Consider the following 18131-nt stretch of genomic DNA (forward strand, 5'->3'; position numbering starts at 1 on the left):
TGATGCTTCGGTAAAAGGCCCGTGGCCGTGGTGGCCGCCGGTCCGGACCGGCTGACGCGCAGCCGGATGCTGCAACTGCAAACTGTCTAACCTTCTTCCGTATCGCCGCGGATGCCGTCAAAGCGCCGCGCCACGCGCGCTGTGGCGCTCCTGCAGCGTGAGCACGATGCGGCGCGCCGCGATCATCCCGCGATAGAGCTTTTGCAGATCGAGCCGCTCGCGCTCGTCGGCCGCGGACTGCGTGGCCGTACTGATCCGGCGCGCGGTTTCGTCGAAGGCCGCCGCGATGCGCGCGACCCGCTGCGCGCCGTCGGGCGCCGAGAGCGTGGCATCGAGCGCGTTCAGATCCTGCGCGATGGGAAGCAATGCGTCGTACATGTCGGTTCCTTTGGTGGTCGAGGTCAATTGTTTGCTTCGTCCCTGCTGCTCGCGAACAGATGCTTCGTGCCGTCGGGCGTCTCGATGTAGCGCAGCCCGCCCGTGGCGATCACCGACGTGTACTCGACATCGGGCGTGAGCGCCTGCGCCTCCTTGACGTCGACGTCGACGCGCTTGACGTTGTCGCCGAGGTCGGCCCTGATACCTGCTATCAGCGTGCGGAAGGTCGTCATCGACTGCACGCTGCCGCTCACGCGGAAGATGCCGTGGCCTTGGTAACTCACTGCTGCGCCCGTGCCGGCGAGCGACTGCTGGATGTTGTCCACATCTTGCTGCGCGACGTCGTATTCGCGCCGCACCTTGCCGCGCGCGAGACTGTCCATGATCCGCTGCGCCTTCGCGCTTTCGTCGCTGCTCGTCACGATGCCGCGCACCGCCACACTGTCCTTGCGTGCCATTGCCTGCAGATCGCCGAGGCCTTCGCGGTGCAGGGCCTCCTGCAACTGCCGTGCGATCGCGTCGGCGTCGAACTTCACGCTCGCCGCTTCGCTCGATTGCGTGCCCGCGAACATCACGCCGGCCACGGCGATGCCGCCGATCGCAGCGGTGCAGGCGAGCGCCAGCACGGCCGTGCGCCAGCGCACCTGGGGCGACGCGGTCGGCGCGCGGCCGGCGCCGGGTTCGTCCGCATGGGCCGGGTTCCGGTCCGGCGCGCCGCTATCCGCGTCAGCCGCCGTCGCGGTGTCGGCAGGCGGCTCGGCTGTCTTCCAGAGGCCCGCCAGCAAATCGAGATCGCGCGGCCAGGCTTCGCCATCGGGGCCCACGCAAAACACGACATCGCCGAACGGCACGGCCACGAAGTCCGCCACGAGCACCTCGTCGCCGTTCGCCGAGCGGATCCGCGCCACACCGTCCTCGCCCACGCAAAGCTCGATGTCCTCGACCGTCCAGTCGCTGATGCAGACATCCGCGTGCTCGGCGGCGCCGATCCGGTAGGTGCCGCTCGTGAGCCGGACCTGGGCTCCGGCGTGGGTGCCGGTCAGTACTCGAAGCGCTTTCATGATCGTGGTATCCGTGTATCCGACGTGGGTCATGCGGTTGCTCTTGCGGGTCGCCGCTCCGGCGTGTCGCTGCTTCGCGCATCGGGCCGCCGGGCCTTGACCGTCAAAATCAGTTTAGGGTTTTGCCGTTGGCGCGGCCGGCGCCATGCGAACTTCGAACGTCTTATCCGAAGCGCCGGCCGTTGCCTTGGCCGCCCCTTGCCGCGCGGCGCCGGTTTGACCGCCGATCGCGCCGCCCGTCGCGCCGCCCGTGACGGCGGCACCGGCTGGCGCCTTGCCGGCCGGCAGCGCGGCTTGCGTGTCGAGAATGCATTGCTTCACTGCCGCGATCGATTGATCGTCGTACGAGTATTCGATGCCCGCGCGCTGGCGCGCGAGCGTGTTGTCGAGCGATACGCCGAGCAGCCCGGCCACTGCGGCGGCCTTGCCCGGGGTCGCGGCGCTTTGCATCAGCGCCGCATGGCGGTGCGCGTGAAGCCGGGCAGCATTGCGCCGGAGCGCCATCGGCGAGCGCATGGCGAGCAGCATCGGCACCGCCAGCAAGGGCCCCAGTTCGACCTGCGCGGCAAGCCGCAGCACCTCCTTCGCGCAGGCCGCCGCGAGTTCGGCCGGCAAGTCCGGTGCACCGAGCTTTTGCGTCGCGAGCAGTTGCATCGTCGCCGCGAGCGGCTGGCTGCGCGCGGCGGCCTTGGCCCGGCCCGCCTTGCCGATCGCGAACTTGCGCGGTGTGTCGCGGCCTTCGCCGGACTGACGGCCGTCGCGCCGAGGCTGTCCGTCGCGCGGCGAACGCTGCTGCGGCTGCCCCTGTTCTTCGCCCTGTTGGTTCGAGCCGCGATCGTGCCCATGGCCGTTGCGATGCTGTTGCCCCTCGCCGTGTTGCTGATCGCGCTCGCGCTTTTGCTGCTGACCCTGCTCGTGCTTGCGTTCGCGCTCGTGCGGGTGTTCGTGCTCGTGCCTGGGCTCGAGCGCGTGCGGGTCGTCCGGCCGTTCGTGAGCCGATGCCTCTTTGCCCTGCGCCTTCGCCGAGCCCCCTGGCCGCGGCCGTTGGCCGAGCTGGCGCATCAGCTTTTGCGCGGAAGGGGGCGGCGGCTTGTGCATGCCTTCGGCAAAACGCTTGCCGCGGTAGAAAGCAGCGGCGAGCATCTTGTTGTGCTGCAGGCGCGCGCGCTGCATCTTCGTGTGCTGCACCTTCACGCCCGTGAAGCCGCGCGCCTGGGTCATCTGCCCCGTGTGCTCGGCGCCGGCCTGCGCCTGCTGCGCGAGATCGGCGGCGTGGTGGCCGTGGTTGTTGCGGATCGGCGCATTCACGACGGCACCGCGAGCGTGACGATCTGATTGGCGAAGCGCAGGATCGCGGCGGCGCCCCAGGCGCCGATCATCAGCACGGTGGCCACGACGGCCACCAGCTTCACCGCGTACGAGATGCTTTGGTCCTGCATCGACGTGATGGCCTGCACGAACGAAATCGCGAGGCCGGAGAGCGCGGCGACGACCACCACCGGCATCGAGACGGACAGGCAGAGCAGCAGGCCCTGCGAAGTGATGCGAACGAGCGTATCGGTTTCCATGGTGTGCGCCTCAGCGATAGGTCATGACAAGACCGTGAATCAATGTGGACCAGCCGCTCATGACGACGAACAAGAGCAGCTTGAACGGAATCGCGACGTTCGTCGGCTGGACCTGGTTCAGGCCCATCGCCATCAGCACGTTGGCGATGACGAGATCGACGACGATGAACGCGATGTACAGCAGAAAGCCGATCTTGAAGGCGTCGGCCATCTCGGTCAGCGTGAAGGCCGGGGCGAGGACGATGAGGTCGTCCTCGCGGATCTTCGCCGCCATGTCCTTCGGCCAGACCACGGTTGCCGAGCGCACGAAGAACCGCTTTTCGCGTTCGTGCGCGTGCTTCTTCAGAAAGGCGCGAAACGGCTCCTTTGCCGCATCGAAGGCATCGAGCACGACGAGCGACGTGTCGCTGCCGGGGGTGCGGTGCATCGTCTGCATGGTTTGCATGGCCTGCATGCCGATCGGCGCCATCACGTAAGCGGAGACGAGGACCGCGATGCCGTTGAGCACCATGTTCGGCGGCACCTGCTGCACGCCGAGCGCGTTGCGCAACAGCCCGAGCACGACCACGATCTTCGCGTACGAGGTCGCGACCATCGCGACGAACGGGATCAGGCTGATCGCGACGACGGTGATCAGCAGCCCGGTGAGATCGCTAAACTGAACCATGGCCGCGCGACAGCTGAACGAGACGCACGCCGAGATGATCGCCGACGCTCACGAGTTCGCCGAAGCCGATCGTCTGCCCGTAGGTGACGAGCCGCACGCGCGCATCGGGCAGCGCGGTCGGAAGCTCGAGCACGTAGCCCGCGCGCAGCGCCGAGAGCTGGGCGACCGGCATCGAAACCGTGTCGATCTCGAGCTTCAGCGGCAGGTCCAGCTGGCTGATTTCGACGGGCGTGTCGATCGAATCGGAAAGCGGCGCGTTGAACTGCGTCTCATGGCTCATGGTGGGGTCCTCGTTCAAGGTCATCAGATGGTGGGTGACGTCTGCCACGGCGCGCAGTTGCCGCGTCCCGTAGCGGCCCCAGACGACGTGCATCGGGGCGGACGAGCGCTCGCTCGCGAAGAGCGCGCGGGTGGCTTCGGGTACGGCACGCAAGATGACGTCGCCCGCGCGCAGCGAATCGAGCGTCGTCACGTTCATCGTTTTCTCGCCGATCTGCAGCCGGCCCGGTACGGCGATCTCGCTGACGTGGGTGGCGAACGGCGTGCATTGCCGGGCCACGAGCGTTTCGAGTGCGTCGAGCCAGCCGCTGTCGACGTGCTCGACAACCGCATCGAAGCGGGTATCGCCCACGCGCAGCGAGAGCGCGCAGCAAGGCGCGCTCAACGGCTGACGCGCGGCAGGTTCGAGCGAGACGACTTCCACGCCGTCGAAGCCGAGCGTTTGCAGCGCGCGCCGCAGCGGATCAAGCAGGATCGCGCACACGGCATGGCGCAAGCGCGCGTTGACGGGCTCGTCCGACGCGACGATGCTCGCGAGCCCCGTGTGCTGTCCGACGTCGATGCGCACCGCGGCCGTCTCCATGCCCCAGCGCAAGCGCACGACGGCGGCGCGCTCCGGCTCCACGAAATCGTGCGTACCGACGCTGAAGGCCGAGACGCCGAGCGCGTGAGCGAGCAGTGCGCTCAGGCGCTCGTCGACGGCGAGCCGATGCTGGCGCGCGGTGGCGGCCGCAAGCGCGGGCAGCCGCGCGGGATCGAGCAAGACGGCCACCGCCGGCGCTTGCGCGGCCGCCGCAACGTGGTCTGTCAGTAGCGTTCGTGTGGTGTCCATATTCGTTTTACGTGACGATGATCTCGACGCTGCGCGCGCCGTCGAAGCGGCTTTGCATCACTGCCTCGAGGCTGGTGCGCAACGTCGCCGCATGCTGTGAGATTAGTTCGCGCGAGCGTGCGTCCGTGGTGTCGAAGCGAAGCGTCAATTGGAAATGCGAAAGCGCGAGGTCCAACGTGCAGCCTGGCAGCAGCGCCGGATCGATGGGAATCGTGATCTGCCAGTCGCCGCTTGCGAACACGATCGGATTGGCGCAGAAGTCCGACACTTCGGCGACGATCGAATCGACGAACCGGTTCATGTCCTGGCCCGTGCGCGCCGGTGCCCGCACGGCGACCACGGCGTGCGGGCCGGCTGCTTCGGAGCGCTGCGGCTCGCGCGTGGCTTGAACGCGCGGCGTGGCCGGCGCAGCCGTCGATGGCCGGGCGTTGGGCGGCCTCTGCGGTGAAAGTGGCGCCGCGCCGTGCACCGGCATCGGCGTCGGCGTGGGCATCGTCGAATATGCCGGTACATGCATGGGCGCATGCATGGCCGACTGCACCGGCAGGTGCATCGTCGAATGCATGGGCGGATGAATCGTCGCAGGCACCGGAGCCGGCGCCGGCACCGGCGCTGCCGATCGAGCGTGCCCGGCAGCGTCATCGCGTTCGTCGCCGGAGCCAGCCTGTGCGTCGTCGTCGCGCTCGCCGCTGCCGGCATCGTCGCGATGGTCGTCCGCGGCGAACCCGGGGACCGGGTAGAACGGTTCGGCTTGCTCGCCGAATGGAGGCTCGGCCGGTGCGGCGCATGGCGGCTCGTCGCCGGGCGTTTCCGATGCGCCGGCGCGCGCGCCTTCGCGCAGGCGCTGAAAAAGCGCGGCCTGGCGGTTCAACTGCGCGGCCGGCATCTCGGGTGCGGGGTCGGTGTGCGCGGCCGGCGCTGCGATGACGCGGGCGCGATGAGGGGGGCAGGTGTGCATGGCGCGGCTCGCTCGATCACATCGCCAGGCGGCCGACGGGCTGGAGATCGACATGCGCGCCGAGCTCCTGGTACGAATACACGGGCAGCCACGGCAGCCGCGCCTCGATCATCCGCTTGATGTAGCGCCGGATGTCCATCGACGCGACGAGCGCCAGCGGCTGCCGCGGCGTATCGCCGACGATGTCGGCGATCTTGCCGACGAGCTGGGCGATTTCGTCGGGCGGCAGCGCGAGGAAGTTGCCCGTGGGCGTCTGTTTGATCGACTGCCGGATGTGCTGCTCGACCTGAATGTCGACGAGTACGACGGGCAAATCCCGCACGCCACCCGTCGCGCGATAGGCGATGAGCCGGCCGAGCTCCATGCGGATGTATTCCGTCAACATCAGCATGTCCTTCTCCTTCGGTCCCCAGACGATCAGGCTTTCGGTGATGCTGCGGATATTGCGCACGGGCACGTCTTCCTCCAGCAGCCGGCGCAGCACGTCCGCCATCTTCTGCAGCGGCAGCGCCTTTTGTACTTCCGCGACGAGGCCCGGGTAGTCCTCGTTGAGCTGATCGAGCATCCACTGTGCTTCCTGGATGCCGAGAAAGAGATGAGCATTGCGCCGCAGCAGGTCGATCGTGTGGCGTGCAATCAATGCTTCCGGGGTCGCCGCGGCGGCAGGCGCGTCCGCGACGCCGCCGTCGGCCGCCGCGTGTACCGCGCGCGTTTCGGCGAGCGTGGTGCGCCCTTGCGGCACGTCGAAGATGAGCACTTCGTAACTGTCTTCGGGCAGCGTGCCGTCGGTCCACATCATGATGCCGGGGAACGGCAGGCCGACTCCCGATTGCAGCGCGTGGCGCTGGGCGTCGAACGCGCGGTCGAGCGCATCGGCCGCGAGACGCGCGCTGACGTCGGCGGCGAGGCGCACGCCGAGCGGGCAGGTGAACTGCGGCGGGCGTGGCAGGATCGACGGCGCGTCGCCCTTGGCGCCGGCGCGCTGCAGTGCGCCTACGGGCTTGCCGGCGCCTTTGGCCGGACCATCCTGCTTCTTCTGCAGACGGTAGCCGACGAAGCCGAGCAGCCCGGCGAGCAGCGCGAAGAGCGCCGCCGGAAAACCGGGCACGGCGGCGAAGCCGAGCAGCAGCAGCGCGGCGAAGTATAGCGCGCGCGAGCTGCTCGTGAACTGGCGCCTGATGTCTTCGCCGAGGGAGGAATTTCCATGGTCGCCGCCTTCGTCCACGCGCGTGATCATGACGCCCGCGGCCACCGAGATCAGCAGCGACGGAATCTGCGAGACCATGGCGTCGCCGATCGAGAGGACCGAGAAGCGGTTGGCCGCGTCGCCGGCCGACATGCCGTGATAGGCGACGCCCACGGCGATGCCCGCGACGATGTTGATCATCGTGATCATGAGGCCGGCGATCGCATCGCCTTTCACGAATTTCATCGCGCCGTCCATGCCGCCATGCAATTGGCTTTCGATGGCGAGCCTCGCGCGTTTCCTGCGGGCTTCGTCCGGCGTCAGGATGTTCGCGCGCAGGTCGGCGTCGATGCTCATCTGTTTGCCGGGCAGCGCATCGAGCGTGAAACGGGCCCCCACTTCGGCGACGCGCTCCGAGCCCTTGGCGATCACGATGAACTGCACGACGGAGATGATGACGAACACGACGAGGCCGACGACGAGATTGCCGCCGACGACGAGCTGGCCGAAGCTTTCGATGATTTCGCCGGCATCGGCGTGCAGCAGGATCGACTTCGTCGACGCGATATTCAGCGAGAGCCGGAACAGCGTCGTGAAGAGCAGCACGGACGGGAACGCCGACAGCGTGGCGATATGGCCCACATACATCGTCACCATGAGCAGCGTGATGCTGATCATGATGTTGATCGCGAGCAGCCCGTCGATGATGGCGGGGGGCAGCGGCAGGATCATTAGCGAGACGATCGCGATCAGCAGGACGGCGATGCCGGCCTCGCCGATGCCGGGCAGTTTCATGGTCTTGAACATGTCCACTACTCCGTGGTGGCGGTTTGAGGCGCGAGGCCGTCCACCCAGCGAAGAATCGCGGCGACGACTTCGAACAGTTCCTCGGGAATCGGCTGATTGAGCGGCACCTTGTGCAGCATGCGCGCGACGGGCGGGTTCGCGACGATGGGCACGCGCGCGTGCATCGCCTGCTGGCGCAGCCGCAGCGCCTGCTCGTCGAGGCCCTTGGCGAGGACGACGGGCAGCGGAAACTCCGCCGGGTCGTAGCGCAGCGCGACCGCGTAGTGAACCGGGTTGACCACGACGACGTTCGCGCGCGCGACGCCGCCTTTCGGACCTTCCTGCGATATCTCCCTGGCCATGCGCTTGCGCTCGCCCTTGAGTTCGGGGTTGCCTTCGCTCTCCTTGTGCTCGCGCTTCACCTCGTCTTTCGACATCCGGTTCTTGCGGATGAAGAGCCACTTCTGCAGCTTGTAGTCGAACGCGCCGATGACGACGAACACGCCGAGCGCGACCACGACCACATGCATGAGCACGGACCACAGCACGCCGATCAACTGCGGTAGCGACTGATCGAGCGCGCTCGCCACCACGGGCATCGCGCTTTTGATCGTCTGCCACATGACGGCGACGAGAATCGCGGCCTTGCCGACCATCTTCGCGAGGTCGATCGCCGAGTTCATCGAGAAGATGCGCTGAAAGCCGGACCCGGGGCTGACCGACGCAAGCTTCGGCATGACGGCTTTCAGCGAAATCTTGAGTCCCGTCTGGGGGGCGAGCGCGATGATGGCGGCGACGAGCGCAACGGCCGCGATCCCGCACAGCAGGCCGAGCGTCTGCAGGCCGATATGAACGAGGATGGTCCAGAGGTCCTGCAACTCGCGCTCGCCGTGGGTGAAATCGACCGCCTCCTTGACGATCGCGCGCAGCGTATCGGCCAGATAGTGCTGGCCCGCCGTCAGCACGAGCACGATCGAGCCGAGCGACGCGACTTCGACCAGGTCGGAACTCTTCGCGACCTGGCCTTCCTCGCGGACTTTGTCCAGCTTCTTGTCTGTGGGCTCTTCGGTTTTCTCGTCGCTCATGACCGCTGTCCTTCGCTTGTCGCAGGCGCGCACCCGGGATGGGGCGCCCCGATGCAACGTTAGCGGCGCCGCGCTATCCGGCGCGACGGCGATGCGAAGCAAGGGCAGGGGCTGCGAAGCGAGGCGGCGCGACGGCGTGTCGCCCGGGCGCAGGCCACGTGAGCAAGGCGACCCGCGCGGCGGCGGGCACGCGCGAAGACGTCCGCGAAAAGCGGCACGGACCGCCGCCCGTCGCACGCGGCGCTTCGCAATTCGTTGTGCGACTTCGTGCGCGGCACGTGGCGCGCCGATCGTGTTGCGTAACTTAGCGTCAACGGAAGGCCACGCCTCATCGGGTGCGGCCCATCGGATCGAATCTGATTTCGTTGGGGGAAAGGATGGACGTTCTGAAGGATCGGCCGCAGTGCCCATTGGGAGTCGTCGGCGCGATCGTCGACCTGGTCAGGGTGGCATTGGCCCGCGCAGGCACGCCGGCGCAAGTCGACATCGACGATCTCGAGCACCTCGTCGACATGCTGCATCTGCTGCGCCCGGATTCCGCCGAATTCGCGTTTTTCGACGGCTGGCTGCATATGGTGCGCGAGGAATGGAGCGACGCCGAACGGCTCTTTCGCGATCTGGTCGAGCGCTCGGTCTGCCTGCCGGCCAGCAAGGGAATGTTGCTGCAGTGCCTGAAGGCCCGCCAGGAGTTCGGCTGGCAGGAGGAGGCCCGGCACCTGCTGGAGGAGGGCGGCAACGAAGAGGTTGAACGGCTCGCGAAGGTTCTGCTTGCGAGCGAGGAGCTGAAACAGGCGGTCGCGACCGCGAAGCGCACGGGCCGCTTCGTTGCGCCGGATTCCGCGCTCGCGTTCGAAAACGGAGCGCACGCCGAAGACGGCGAAGCGGTCGCGACGCCGTCGTCCTCATCCAGCGACATGCTGCTGACGATGCAGTACATGCGCGTCTGAGCCTGTTGCCCCTACCAGGAGAAACGAAATGAGCATCACGACTGCATCGCAACTCCAGTACGAACTGGCCCGCGTCACCGGCACGACGCCCGCGGCGCCGAATGCGGACGCGATATCGCAGCCGCTCGTCGACAAATTCCAGGCGATGATGGCTTCGGCGCCCCAGCATGCGGCAGCCGTCCACCCGACCGAGCGCGCGGACCTCGTGACGAAAGCAGTCGAGGAGCAGGCGGACTATTACCGGCAAGTGCCGAACGACGTGCTCTATATGACTCAGCATATGAGCGCGCTGTCGATGGAGCGCCTTGCCGCCGCCGACATGACCATCCAGCTCGAGATCGCCAGCCTGAACGCCGATCTGCAGGTGAAGATGGCGACCGTGCAGTCGTCGAAGGACGCCGTGCAGACGCTCATGAAGAACCAATAACTTGACTCCCCGTCCTGAAGGACAGGGTTTCTCGGAGCAACTGATGAAACCGAACCTCATGCCTTCGAGGCTGCACTCCGCATGGCGGCTCGTCGCGGTGGCGGCGCTCGTGCTGTCGCTTGCGGCCTGCAAGCAGGAACTCTACGGGCAATTGACCGAGAGCGACTGCAACGAAATGGCGGCCGCGCTGCTGATGTCCGGCGTCGACGCGCAAAAGAGCACGCCCGATGGCGGCAAGACCTGGTCGGTCAGCGTCGACGAAAAGCAGATCGTGCATGCGGTGGAAGTGCTGCGCGCACGCGGCCTGCCGCGCAAGAAATTCGACGACCTCGGCTCGCTGTTCAAGAAGGACGGGCTCGTGTCCACGCCGACCGAGGAGCGCGTGCGCTTCATTTACGGTTTGTCGCAGGAACTCGACGACACGTTGTCGAAGATCGACGGCGTGGTCGTGGCGCGCGTGCAGATCGTGCTGCCGAACAACGACCCGCTCGCACAGTCGGTCAAGCCGTCGTCCGCATCGGTCTTCATCAAGTACCGGCCCGACGCGAATCTCGAGCGGATGACGCCGGCGATCAAGAACCTGGTCGTGCACAGCATAGAGGGACTGACCTACGATCAGGTCAGCGTGACCAGCGTGCCGGCCGATGCGCTCGATCCGCCCGCCCACCCGCACCGCCAGGACGGCTGGGTCGTCTATGCGGGCGGCGCGCTCGGCTTGCTGCTGTTGACGATCGCCGGCGGCTTCGCGCTGTTGCGCGGCAACCTGCTCAAGGGCGGCGGCGGACTTGCGGGCCTGCTCGCGCGCCGGACGGGGCGTGCAGCGAAAGCGCCGGCATGACCGTCGATCCGAACGATCGCGTGGCCGGCATGGTAAGCATGGGTGAGCCCATGATGAGCGCATACGACGCAGCCGATGCATACGACGCAGCCGCCGACAGCGTTGCCGCCCCGCACGGCGAGACGCCGGCGGCCGTGGCGGCGAGACTGGCCGCCTACCATCGGCGCCGGCGTACGCTGTTCGACTGGATGCATCCGGCGTGGCTTGCACGCGTGCCCGGTGCGGACCGAATCGGCGCATGCAGCCCCGCGCAGGCCGAGGCGCTTGCCGATGCGCTGCTCGACGAATGGGGCATGCCGGCGCCGCCGCTTGCCGCGTTCAACGCGCCGGAAACGGCGCTTGCGTTGCTGCCGGCGCACGATTGTCTGACCGTATTCCGCTTGCGCGCGCTCGTGGAGCAGGCGGAGCCGTTGCGCGCGTGGATCGACCGGCCGCGTCGCGAGAAGTTGACGGGCTGGATCGGGGCGCGCGGCGTCAATCTGCTCTTCGCGCGCGGGCGCGAGCTTGCCGGCGATGCGCGCTCGCTTGCCGCGCGCGCGCACCACGCGGCAGCGGTCATGCAAGTGCCGCTCGACGCCGCCGATGGCGATGACCTCGCGTGGCTCGGCTTTCGGCTGTTCGCGCGCGACCGCCGATGGGCGCCGGGCGGCCCGCTCGCGATCATGCGGTTGGCCATGCCGGCGCGCGACGACGGGGGGCCGTTGCCATTCCCTTCGTTGCCGCCGTCGCTACCGTCTTCGGAAGGCTCGAGCCCGAGCCTTTCGATCGTCTCGCAACTGCCCGACTTGTTTCCGGAGGGATCATGGTGATCTGGTTACGCAATCCGCAGGCCGAAGGCACGGATCTCGGCGTGGGCGTCGAAGGCGACGTCCTGCGCCACGAACGCGTCGCGGCGATCGTCGAGATCGATGCGGCGTACGCGGAGATGCGCCGGCAATGCGACGAGGCGCTGGACGCGGCGCGCGCCGAGGCCCGCATGCTGCTCGACGAAGCCCGCGCCCGCGCGGACGAACTCGTCGAGCGCGCCATGCGCGAGTTCGCGCAAGCGGCCGAGCGCGGCTATGACGACGGTTTGAGGCGGGGGCTGACCGATTGGCACGAACGCGCGGCGGCCGCGCATGCCGAAGCCTGCCGGCTCGCGCCCGGGCAGCATGACCGGCTGGCCGGGCTGGTGACGCTGGCGGTCGAGCAGATCGTCGCGTCAGTGGAGCCTGAAGCGCTTTTCGCCCGCGCGGCCGCGACGGTCGAGCGGATCGTCGCCGACGGCAGCCCCGTTCATCTGCGTGTTCATCCGTCGGATCTGGCCGCGGCGAGCGCGGCCTTCGACGAAGCGGCCGCGGCGTGGCGCGAGGCCGGGCGCTCCGTGCGGCTGTGCGTGGCGGCCGACGCGACGCTTGCGCCCGGCGCATGCGTCGCCGAAACCGACCTGGGCGCGATCGACGCGAGCTTGTCGTTGCACTTGGCGGCGATGCGCGATGCCTTGGCGCGCGCGGTGCGAAGCGTGACGGAGGGCCCATCGCGCGACGCGCCGGATGCGCGGCCCGGGGATGACGCGCAAGCCGTCGACGTGCAGACCGGTTTCGCGGGCAACGACGAGGTGCCGATCGGCGAGTACGCCGTCGGAGCCGGCGAGGGCCTGGCGGACCCGGATGCGCGCGCGGACGACGGCGACATCAGCGACATCAGCAACATCGGCGACATCGGCGACATCGGCGACGAAGAAGGTTGGCAAGACGAGGCCGCGGCCGTGCAAACGGCGGGCGACCTGCGCGACGAGGGGTGGACCGATGCCGCGTATGCCGACGCCGACGCGATGTCCATCTGAACCGATCTTCGAGCGGCACGTGGAAGAAGACACGACAACGAAAGGAGCGCCATGATCGACAGCGCGGATGGTTTCGAAACCGACGAAGCGAGCGGGGTGCCCATCGCGCAGCTACGGGACGTACGCGGCTTCTCGGCGCTGATGGATGCGATGGAGCGCGAACTGCGCGCCCGCCCACAACCCGCCGCATGCGGCAAGGTCCAGGAAGTGATCGGCACGCTCGTACGCGTATCGGGGCTCGATGCGACGCTCGGCGAGCTATGCGAGCTGCGCTCGCCCGAAGGCACGTTGCTGCAGCGTGCCGAGGTGGTCGGCTTCTCGCGCGACGTCGCGCTGCTCTCGCCGTTCGGCCGGCTCGGCAGCGTGTCGCGGGCGACACGCGTGGTGGGACTCCGGCGTCCGCTTTCGCTGCGCATCGGCCCCCGCCTGCTCGGCCGCGTGATCGACAGCCTGGGCGAGCCGATCGACGGCAAGGGGCCGCTCGAATGCGACGAGTGGCAGCCCGTCATCGCCGATCCGCCCGATCCGATGTCGCGGCCCGTCGTCGATACCCCGATGCCGACGGGCGTGCGCGTCGTCGACGGCATGATGACGCTGGCCGAGGGCCAGCGCATGGGCATCTTCGCGCCGGCCGGCGTCGGCAAGAGTACGTTGATGGGCATGTTCGCGCGCGGGGCGCGCTGCGACGTCAACGTGATCGCGTTGATCGGGGAGCGCGGCCGCGAAGTGCGCGAATTCTGCGAGCACATTCTCGGGCCCGAGGGAATGGCCCGCTCGGTCGTCGTCTGCGCGACATCGGACCGCTCGTCGATCGAGCGCGCGAAGGCCGCTTATGCGGCAACGGCGGTGGCCGAATACTTCCGCGACCGCGGCATGCGTGTGCTGCTGATGATGGATTCGCTGACGCGCTTTGCGCGCGCACAGCGCGAAATCGGCCTGGCGATGGGCGAGCCGCCGACGCGGCGCGGCTTTCCACCGTCGATCTTCGCGGAGCTGCCGCGGCTGCTGGAGCGCGCGGGCCGCTCGGAGCATGGTTCGATCACCGCCCTTTATACCGTGCTGGCCGAGGACGAATCGGGCGGCGACCCGATCGCCGAGGAAGTACGGGGCATTCTCGACGGCCACATGATTCTTTCGCGCGAGATTGCGGCACAGAACCGCTATCCGGCGATTGACGTGCTCGGCAGTCTTTCTCGCGTGATGACGCAGGTGGTGCCGCGCGAGCACGTGGCGGCGGCAGGACACGTGCGCCGGCTGATGGCCAAGCACAAGGAGGTCGAATTGCTGCTGCAGGTGGGCGAGTATCAGAGCGGCACCGATGCGCTTGCCGACGAAGCCATCGCGAAGATCGACGCGATTCGGGATTTCCTCGGCCAACCGACCGATCTGCTCGTCGACCCGAACGACACGCTCGCGGCCCTCGGCGAGATCGTGCAGTCCTGATGCCGGAGGCAAGCGATGAAAGACCGCCGCGTTGCCGCGTTCGAGCGCGTGCTCTCGCGCCGCCGCCAGCTCGATCGCAAGCTCAATGCGGCGCTCGGCGGCTTGCGCGGCGAGCTGCAGGCGCTCATCGACGCGTTGGAGGAAAGCCGCGCGGCGGTGCGCGCGCATGCGGCCGGGCTCGCCGCGCACGACGGCAAGATCGACGCGATGCTGGGCAGCGTTTCCTTCCGGGCGGACGCGTATCTGAAGCTGCGCGAATTCCGCTCGCACGCGGCCGAGCAGCACGCGATGCTCGAGGCCCGGGCGGCGCAGGCCGGGCAGGCGCTGGCGGCGAAGGAGGCGCAGATCGGCGCGCTGCGCACGGAGATCCTGCGCAACCGTGCCCGCATCGACATCTACGAGAAGCGGCGCGACACGCTCGTCAAGGCGATCGAGCTCGCGATCGAGGACGCGCAGGACGAGGAAACATCGGAGAGCCGCCGGCCCAGCCCGGCGTTTTGAAGCGGCGAGCGCGCCCGCAAGCCGCGCATCCATTGAACGACAGGCGACTGAAATGAGCGAGATTACCTTCGCATCGATCGAATCGAGCCATCAACTGGTCAGGTTTCTGATCGTGCTGGGCCTTTGCAGCGAACGATTGATGGTCCTGATGATGATTTTTCCGCCGACGTCCGACAACGTCGTGCAAGGCCGCGTGCGCACCGCGCTGGCGCTGCTGTGGGGCAGCTTCATCGCCTACGGGCAACGCGGCCTGCTCGAGCAAGGGGATGCGACGATGCTCGTGGGCATCGGGTTGAAGGAGGCGCTGATCGGCGTCGGCCTGGGCTTCGCGGCGTCGACGGTGTTCTGGGCCGCCGAGAGCGTCGGCACGTACGTCGACGATCTGACCGGTTTCAATCAACTGCAGATGCAGAACCCGAGCCAGGGGCAGCAGACGTCGCTGACTTCCACGCTCCTGAGCCAGTTCGCGATCGCGGCGTTCTGGTGTCTGGGCGGCATGACGTTCCTCCTCGGCGCGATCTACGAATCGTATACCTGGTGGCCGCTGGCGAACCTCATGCCGGCCGGGGGATCGGTACTCGAATCGTTCGTGCTGCTGAAGACCGACTCGCTGATGGAAACGGTGGCGAAGCTGGCCACGCCGATGATGCTGATGCTGCTGCTGATCGATATCGGCTTCGGCTTTACCGGGAAGGTGTCGCAAAAGCTCGATCTGCCGTCGCTGGCGCAGCCCGTGAAAGGCGCGCTCACGATCCTGATGCTCGCGCTGATGGCGGCGATTTTCATCGATCAGGTACGCGATCAGCTGTCGCTCGTGGGCATCGCGGCCGAGGCGAGGGCGCTCGCGGGCGGCAAGTGAAACGCGCCGAATGCGCGAGCGAGCGCAAGTATGCGTTCGACGATGGCGATTGACGGAAAAAGCCGGGAGAAGAACATGATCGAGACGTTGAGCGACAACGCGATCGTTACGGGGATGATGGACGTGCTGTGGGCCGGTGCGGCGCTGGATACGTTTTCGGACGTTCAGGACCTGCTCGATGCGATGGCGGTGCTGCGTCCCGGGAACGGCGAAATGCGCGAGGTGCTGGCCTGGTGGCATGTGCGGGCACGCGCGTGGGGCGAGGCGCTGAGCGAATTGCGCCGGGTCGAGCGCGATGGCGCGCTGTCGTCGCGCGGCATCGCGCTCGCGGCCGTATGTCTTTACGCGCTTGGCGATGCATCGTGGCGTACCTATGCCTACGCGGCGGCGTACCGATCCGACGACCCGATGGCGACGCGCACCGCCCAGGCGCTGCTATCCGCGCCCGCGATCGGGCGCGGATAGCCGCCCGCAAGCTCCCATCGCCGTGTTCGGCCGCCTTCCCGCCGAAAGAACGGGAGAACGCGCAACATCGCCGCCGCTCATATCACGCGGATTCACCCGCCCCCGCTGGATCGTAGAACAGCGCAAACAATTCCGACTGCGACCCGACACCGAGCTTTGCATAGATGTGCTTCTTGTGTGCGCGCACGGTCTCGAACGAGATCGACAGTTTCTCCCCGATCGCCCGCGTGGAGAAGCCGCTCAACGACAGCATCGCCACTTCGGTTTCACGCGTCGTCAATGCGCCGCGTCCGCTCTTTCCGGTCAGCATGCCGAAGCGCGCGTGCGGATCGGGCGCTTCTGGTTGCCTCGCGCGCGGCGTTTCGTTCACGACGAACGTTTCGAAGCGCAGGCGCTGCTGCATCAACGACAGCACCCAGGGTGTGTAAAGCGTAAGCAATGCGATCTCGCGCTCGTCGTATTTGCTCGTCTTGCCGAGCGAGAAGCCCAGCGTGTGATCGCGATCGATCACGACGTTGAAATGCACTTCGTCGCCGACGATGTTCTTCTTGAAGTACCGCTGGTAATACTCGGTCATCCGGAAGTTGTCCGGCGCGACGTCGGCGAGCGTGTAGAAGCCCGACGCCTGCGTTTCGAACGCGGCGAGATAGAACGGATCGAGCTGGTAGAGCGCGGCCAGATAGTCCTGGAACATCAGGTCGATCTTGCCGTCCGGCATCGCCTGTTCGGCAAGCACCAGCGGCGCCGCATCGCGCGCGAAGCGCAGCGCGACCCAGTTGTCGAAATCGAGATGCCGCTCGAGTACGCGCGTGAGACGCGCCCAGAAATGCGGGCCGTCGAGGGCGTCGATGGCCGAGCCAATCTCCCGATGAAAAGCGAGATCTCGCCATTCGAGGTCCATCGTGTGCTCCGGTGAGGGTAACCCTGGCGGGGAATTTCAGGTCAAAAATAATAACCCGATAATCGGCCTCGATTCGACGGGCGGCGGGCCGTTCGCCGCTTCGCTCGACGCGCGTCGCATGACTCGTGCAACGCATACGACATGCCACTGAAAGGCAATTGGAAGGAGAGGGCTTCATGCAGGTAGAACTCGCGCAACTGTCGCTCGTCGACGGAGACGTCGTGCACAACACGCGCAAGGTGATCGACACGATCGAGCGCGCCGACGTGGTCGGCGGCACGAAACTGATCGTGTTCCCCGAAACGACGCTGTCGGGTTTCCCGACGCGGGAGAACGTCGCCGACGTCGCCGAGACGCTCGACGGCCCGCGGCTGGTGGCGGTACGCGATGCGGCACGTCGCAAGGGCGTTGCCGTCGCGGTGGGCCTCGCGGAGCGCGACGGCGAACGGTTCTACAACACGACGGTACTCGTCGACGAGCGGGGCGACATCGTCCTGCGCTATCGCAAGACCCATCTGTGGGCGTCGGATGTCGGCGTATTCACGCCGGGCGACCGCTTCGCGACCTGCGTCTGGAACGACCTGACGGTCGGCCTGCTGATCTGCTACGACATCGAATTCCCCGAGACGGCGCGCGCGGTCGCCGCGCTCGACGCCGATCTGCTGATCGTCACCAACGGCAACATGGACCCGTTCGGGCCCGTCCATCACCGCGCGATCGCGGCACGTGCGATGGAGAACCAGATGTTCGCGGTGATGGTGAATCGCTGCGGGCCCGGCGACGACGATCTGACGTTCGCCGGCCTGTCCACGCTGGTCGATCCGTTTGGCGAGAGCACGATCGAACTCGGCCGGGACGAAGCCGTCGCACCGGCGAGCCTCGATCCGACTCGCCTCGAAGCAAGTCGCGAGCATTACAGCTATCTGCACGACGCACGCGTGGCGCTCGGTCTGTCGCCTGTCGAACAGGTTGACGGGAGTCGCGTGCTCACGATCGACGCGGGCCGTCACCGCACCGAGTAGCCCGAATCCCCGGTCCATCCGATGCATGGAGCAGGGCGCGATGCCCGCACATGCCCGGTCGTCCCATTGACATGCCGGAAATGCCTGCCGCACGGCACCCAGG

20 protein-coding genes are annotated in these 18131 nt (G+C 67.4%); 10 read left to right on the forward strand and 10 right to left on the reverse strand.

Annotated features, from left to right (window positions below; genetic code table 11):
* Positions 1-117: 117 nt before the first annotated feature.
* The 9 genes from GJG85_RS16690 to sctU all read right to left on the reverse strand — a co-directional run bounded on the left by GJG85_RS16690 (position 118) and on the right by sctU (position 8800).
* Positions 118-378, reverse strand: coding sequence for a hypothetical protein (locus GJG85_RS16690; RefSeq protein ID WP_011660757.1), 261 nt, complete (start codon positions 376-378; stop codon positions 118-120).
* Between the two features lie 23 nt (positions 379-401).
* A complete protein-coding gene (gene hrpD5, locus GJG85_RS16695) occupies positions 402-1439 on the reverse strand; it encodes an HrpD5 family protein (protein WP_179233163.1) in 1038 nt (345 codons plus the stop codon).
* 114 nt (positions 1440-1553) lie between these two features.
* Positions 1554-2747 (reverse strand): hypothetical protein, encoded by a 1194-nt coding sequence (locus tag GJG85_RS16700; protein ID WP_050011160.1) that lies wholly within the window; start codon positions 2745-2747, stop codon positions 1554-1556.
* A complete protein-coding gene (gene sctS / locus GJG85_RS16705) occupies positions 2744-3007 on the reverse strand; it encodes a type III secretion system export apparatus subunit SctS (RefSeq protein WP_050011159.1) in 264 nt (87 codons plus the stop codon). The genes GJG85_RS16700 and sctS overlap by 4 nt, the downstream gene beginning before the upstream one ends.
* Before the next feature lie 10 nt (positions 3008-3017).
* Positions 3018-3674, reverse strand: a complete 657-nt coding sequence (gene sctR / locus GJG85_RS16710; RefSeq protein WP_006750699.1) for a type III secretion system export apparatus subunit SctR — start codon at positions 3672-3674, stop codon at positions 3018-3020.
* On the reverse strand, positions 3661-4785 hold the full coding sequence (gene sctQ, locus GJG85_RS16715; RefSeq protein WP_050011158.1) for a type III secretion system cytoplasmic ring protein SctQ: 1125 nt from the start codon (positions 4783-4785) through the stop codon (positions 3661-3663). Before sctQ ends, sctR begins: the two co-directional genes overlap by 14 nt.
* A 7-nt stretch (positions 4786-4792) precedes the next feature.
* Entirely contained in the window at positions 4793-5797 is a 1005-nt protein-coding gene (gene sctP / locus GJG85_RS16720) for a type III secretion system protein SctP (RefSeq protein WP_239468964.1), read from the reverse strand.
* Positions 5760-7736, reverse strand: a complete 1977-nt coding sequence (locus GJG85_RS16725) for an FHIPEP family type III secretion protein (protein WP_089489732.1) — start codon at positions 7734-7736, stop codon at positions 5760-5762. The genes sctP and GJG85_RS16725 overlap by 38 nt, the downstream gene beginning before the upstream one ends.
* A gap of 5 nt (positions 7737-7741) precedes the next feature.
* A complete protein-coding gene (gene sctU, locus GJG85_RS16730; RefSeq protein WP_050011155.1) occupies positions 7742-8800 on the reverse strand; it encodes a type III secretion system export apparatus subunit SctU in 1059 nt (352 codons plus the stop codon).
* 335 nt (positions 8801-9135) lie between these two features.
* On the opposite strand from sctU, the gene GJG85_RS16735 reads away from it, so the two are divergent.
* The 9 genes from GJG85_RS16735 (at position 9136) to GJG85_RS16775 (ending at position 16105) form a co-directional block, all read left to right on the forward strand.
* Positions 9136-9747 (forward strand): HrpB1 family type III secretion system apparatus protein, encoded by a 612-nt coding sequence (locus tag GJG85_RS16735; RefSeq protein ID WP_235356125.1) that lies wholly within the window; start codon positions 9136-9138, stop codon positions 9745-9747.
* Between the two features lie 28 nt (positions 9748-9775).
* A complete protein-coding gene (locus GJG85_RS16740) occupies positions 9776-10174 on the forward strand; it encodes a serine kinase (protein WP_050011153.1) in 399 nt (132 codons plus the stop codon).
* Between the two features lie 43 nt (positions 10175-10217).
* The gene (gene sctJ, locus GJG85_RS16745) at positions 10218-11012 is read left to right on the forward strand and encodes a type III secretion inner membrane ring lipoprotein SctJ (RefSeq protein WP_204384185.1); all 795 of its coding nucleotides are present in this window, start codon (positions 10218-10220) and stop codon (positions 11010-11012) included.
* The gene (locus GJG85_RS16750) at positions 11009-11821 is read left to right on the forward strand and encodes a type III secretion protein HrpB4 (protein ID WP_239468965.1); all 813 of its coding nucleotides are present in this window, start codon (positions 11009-11011) and stop codon (positions 11819-11821) included. Before sctJ ends, GJG85_RS16750 begins: the two co-directional genes overlap by 4 nt.
* Positions 11815-12837 (forward strand): type III secretion system stator protein SctL, encoded by a 1023-nt coding sequence (gene sctL / locus GJG85_RS16755; protein WP_204384187.1) that lies wholly within the window; start codon positions 11815-11817, stop codon positions 12835-12837. The genes GJG85_RS16750 and sctL overlap by 7 nt, the downstream gene beginning before the upstream one ends.
* A gap of 51 nt (positions 12838-12888) precedes the next feature.
* Positions 12889-14280 (forward strand): type III secretion system ATPase SctN, encoded by a 1392-nt coding sequence (gene sctN / locus GJG85_RS16760; RefSeq protein WP_204384189.1) that lies wholly within the window; start codon positions 12889-12891, stop codon positions 14278-14280.
* A 15-nt stretch (positions 14281-14295) separates the two neighbouring features.
* Positions 14296-14781 carry a type III secretion system protein gene (locus GJG85_RS16765; RefSeq protein WP_050011150.1) on the forward strand — a complete coding sequence of 162 codons (486 nt, stop codon included), beginning with the start codon at positions 14296-14298 and terminating at the stop codon, positions 14779-14781.
* Positions 14782-14833: 52 nt separating this feature from the next.
* Positions 14834-15640: a type III secretion system export apparatus subunit SctT gene (gene sctT, locus GJG85_RS16770; RefSeq protein ID WP_050011149.1), complete on the forward strand. Its 807-nt coding sequence runs from the start codon at positions 14834-14836 to the stop codon at positions 15638-15640.
* Between the two features lie 75 nt (positions 15641-15715).
* Entirely contained in the window at positions 15716-16105 is a 390-nt protein-coding gene (locus GJG85_RS16775) for an HrpB1 family type III secretion system apparatus protein (protein ID WP_089489734.1), read from the forward strand.
* An 82-nt stretch (positions 16106-16187) separates the two neighbouring features.
* Here GJG85_RS16775 and GJG85_RS16780 read toward each other — a convergent pair whose 3' ends face one another.
* Complete coding sequence (locus tag GJG85_RS16780; protein ID WP_050011148.1) at positions 16188-17006, reverse strand: helix-turn-helix transcriptional regulator; 819 nt, start codon at positions 17004-17006, stop codon at positions 16188-16190.
* Positions 17007-17182: 176 nt separating this feature from the next.
* Here GJG85_RS16780 and GJG85_RS16785 point away from each other — a divergent pair, with 176 nt between their 5' ends.
* The gene (locus GJG85_RS16785; protein ID WP_050011147.1) at positions 17183-18028 is read left to right on the forward strand and encodes a carbon-nitrogen hydrolase family protein; all 846 of its coding nucleotides are present in this window, start codon (positions 17183-17185) and stop codon (positions 18026-18028) included.
* The last annotated feature ends 103 nt before the right edge of the window (positions 18029-18131 follow it).

Source organism: Burkholderia sp. MS389 (assembly GCF_016899425.1).
GTDB lineage: Bacteria > Pseudomonadota > Gammaproteobacteria > Burkholderiales > Burkholderiaceae > Burkholderia > Burkholderia sola.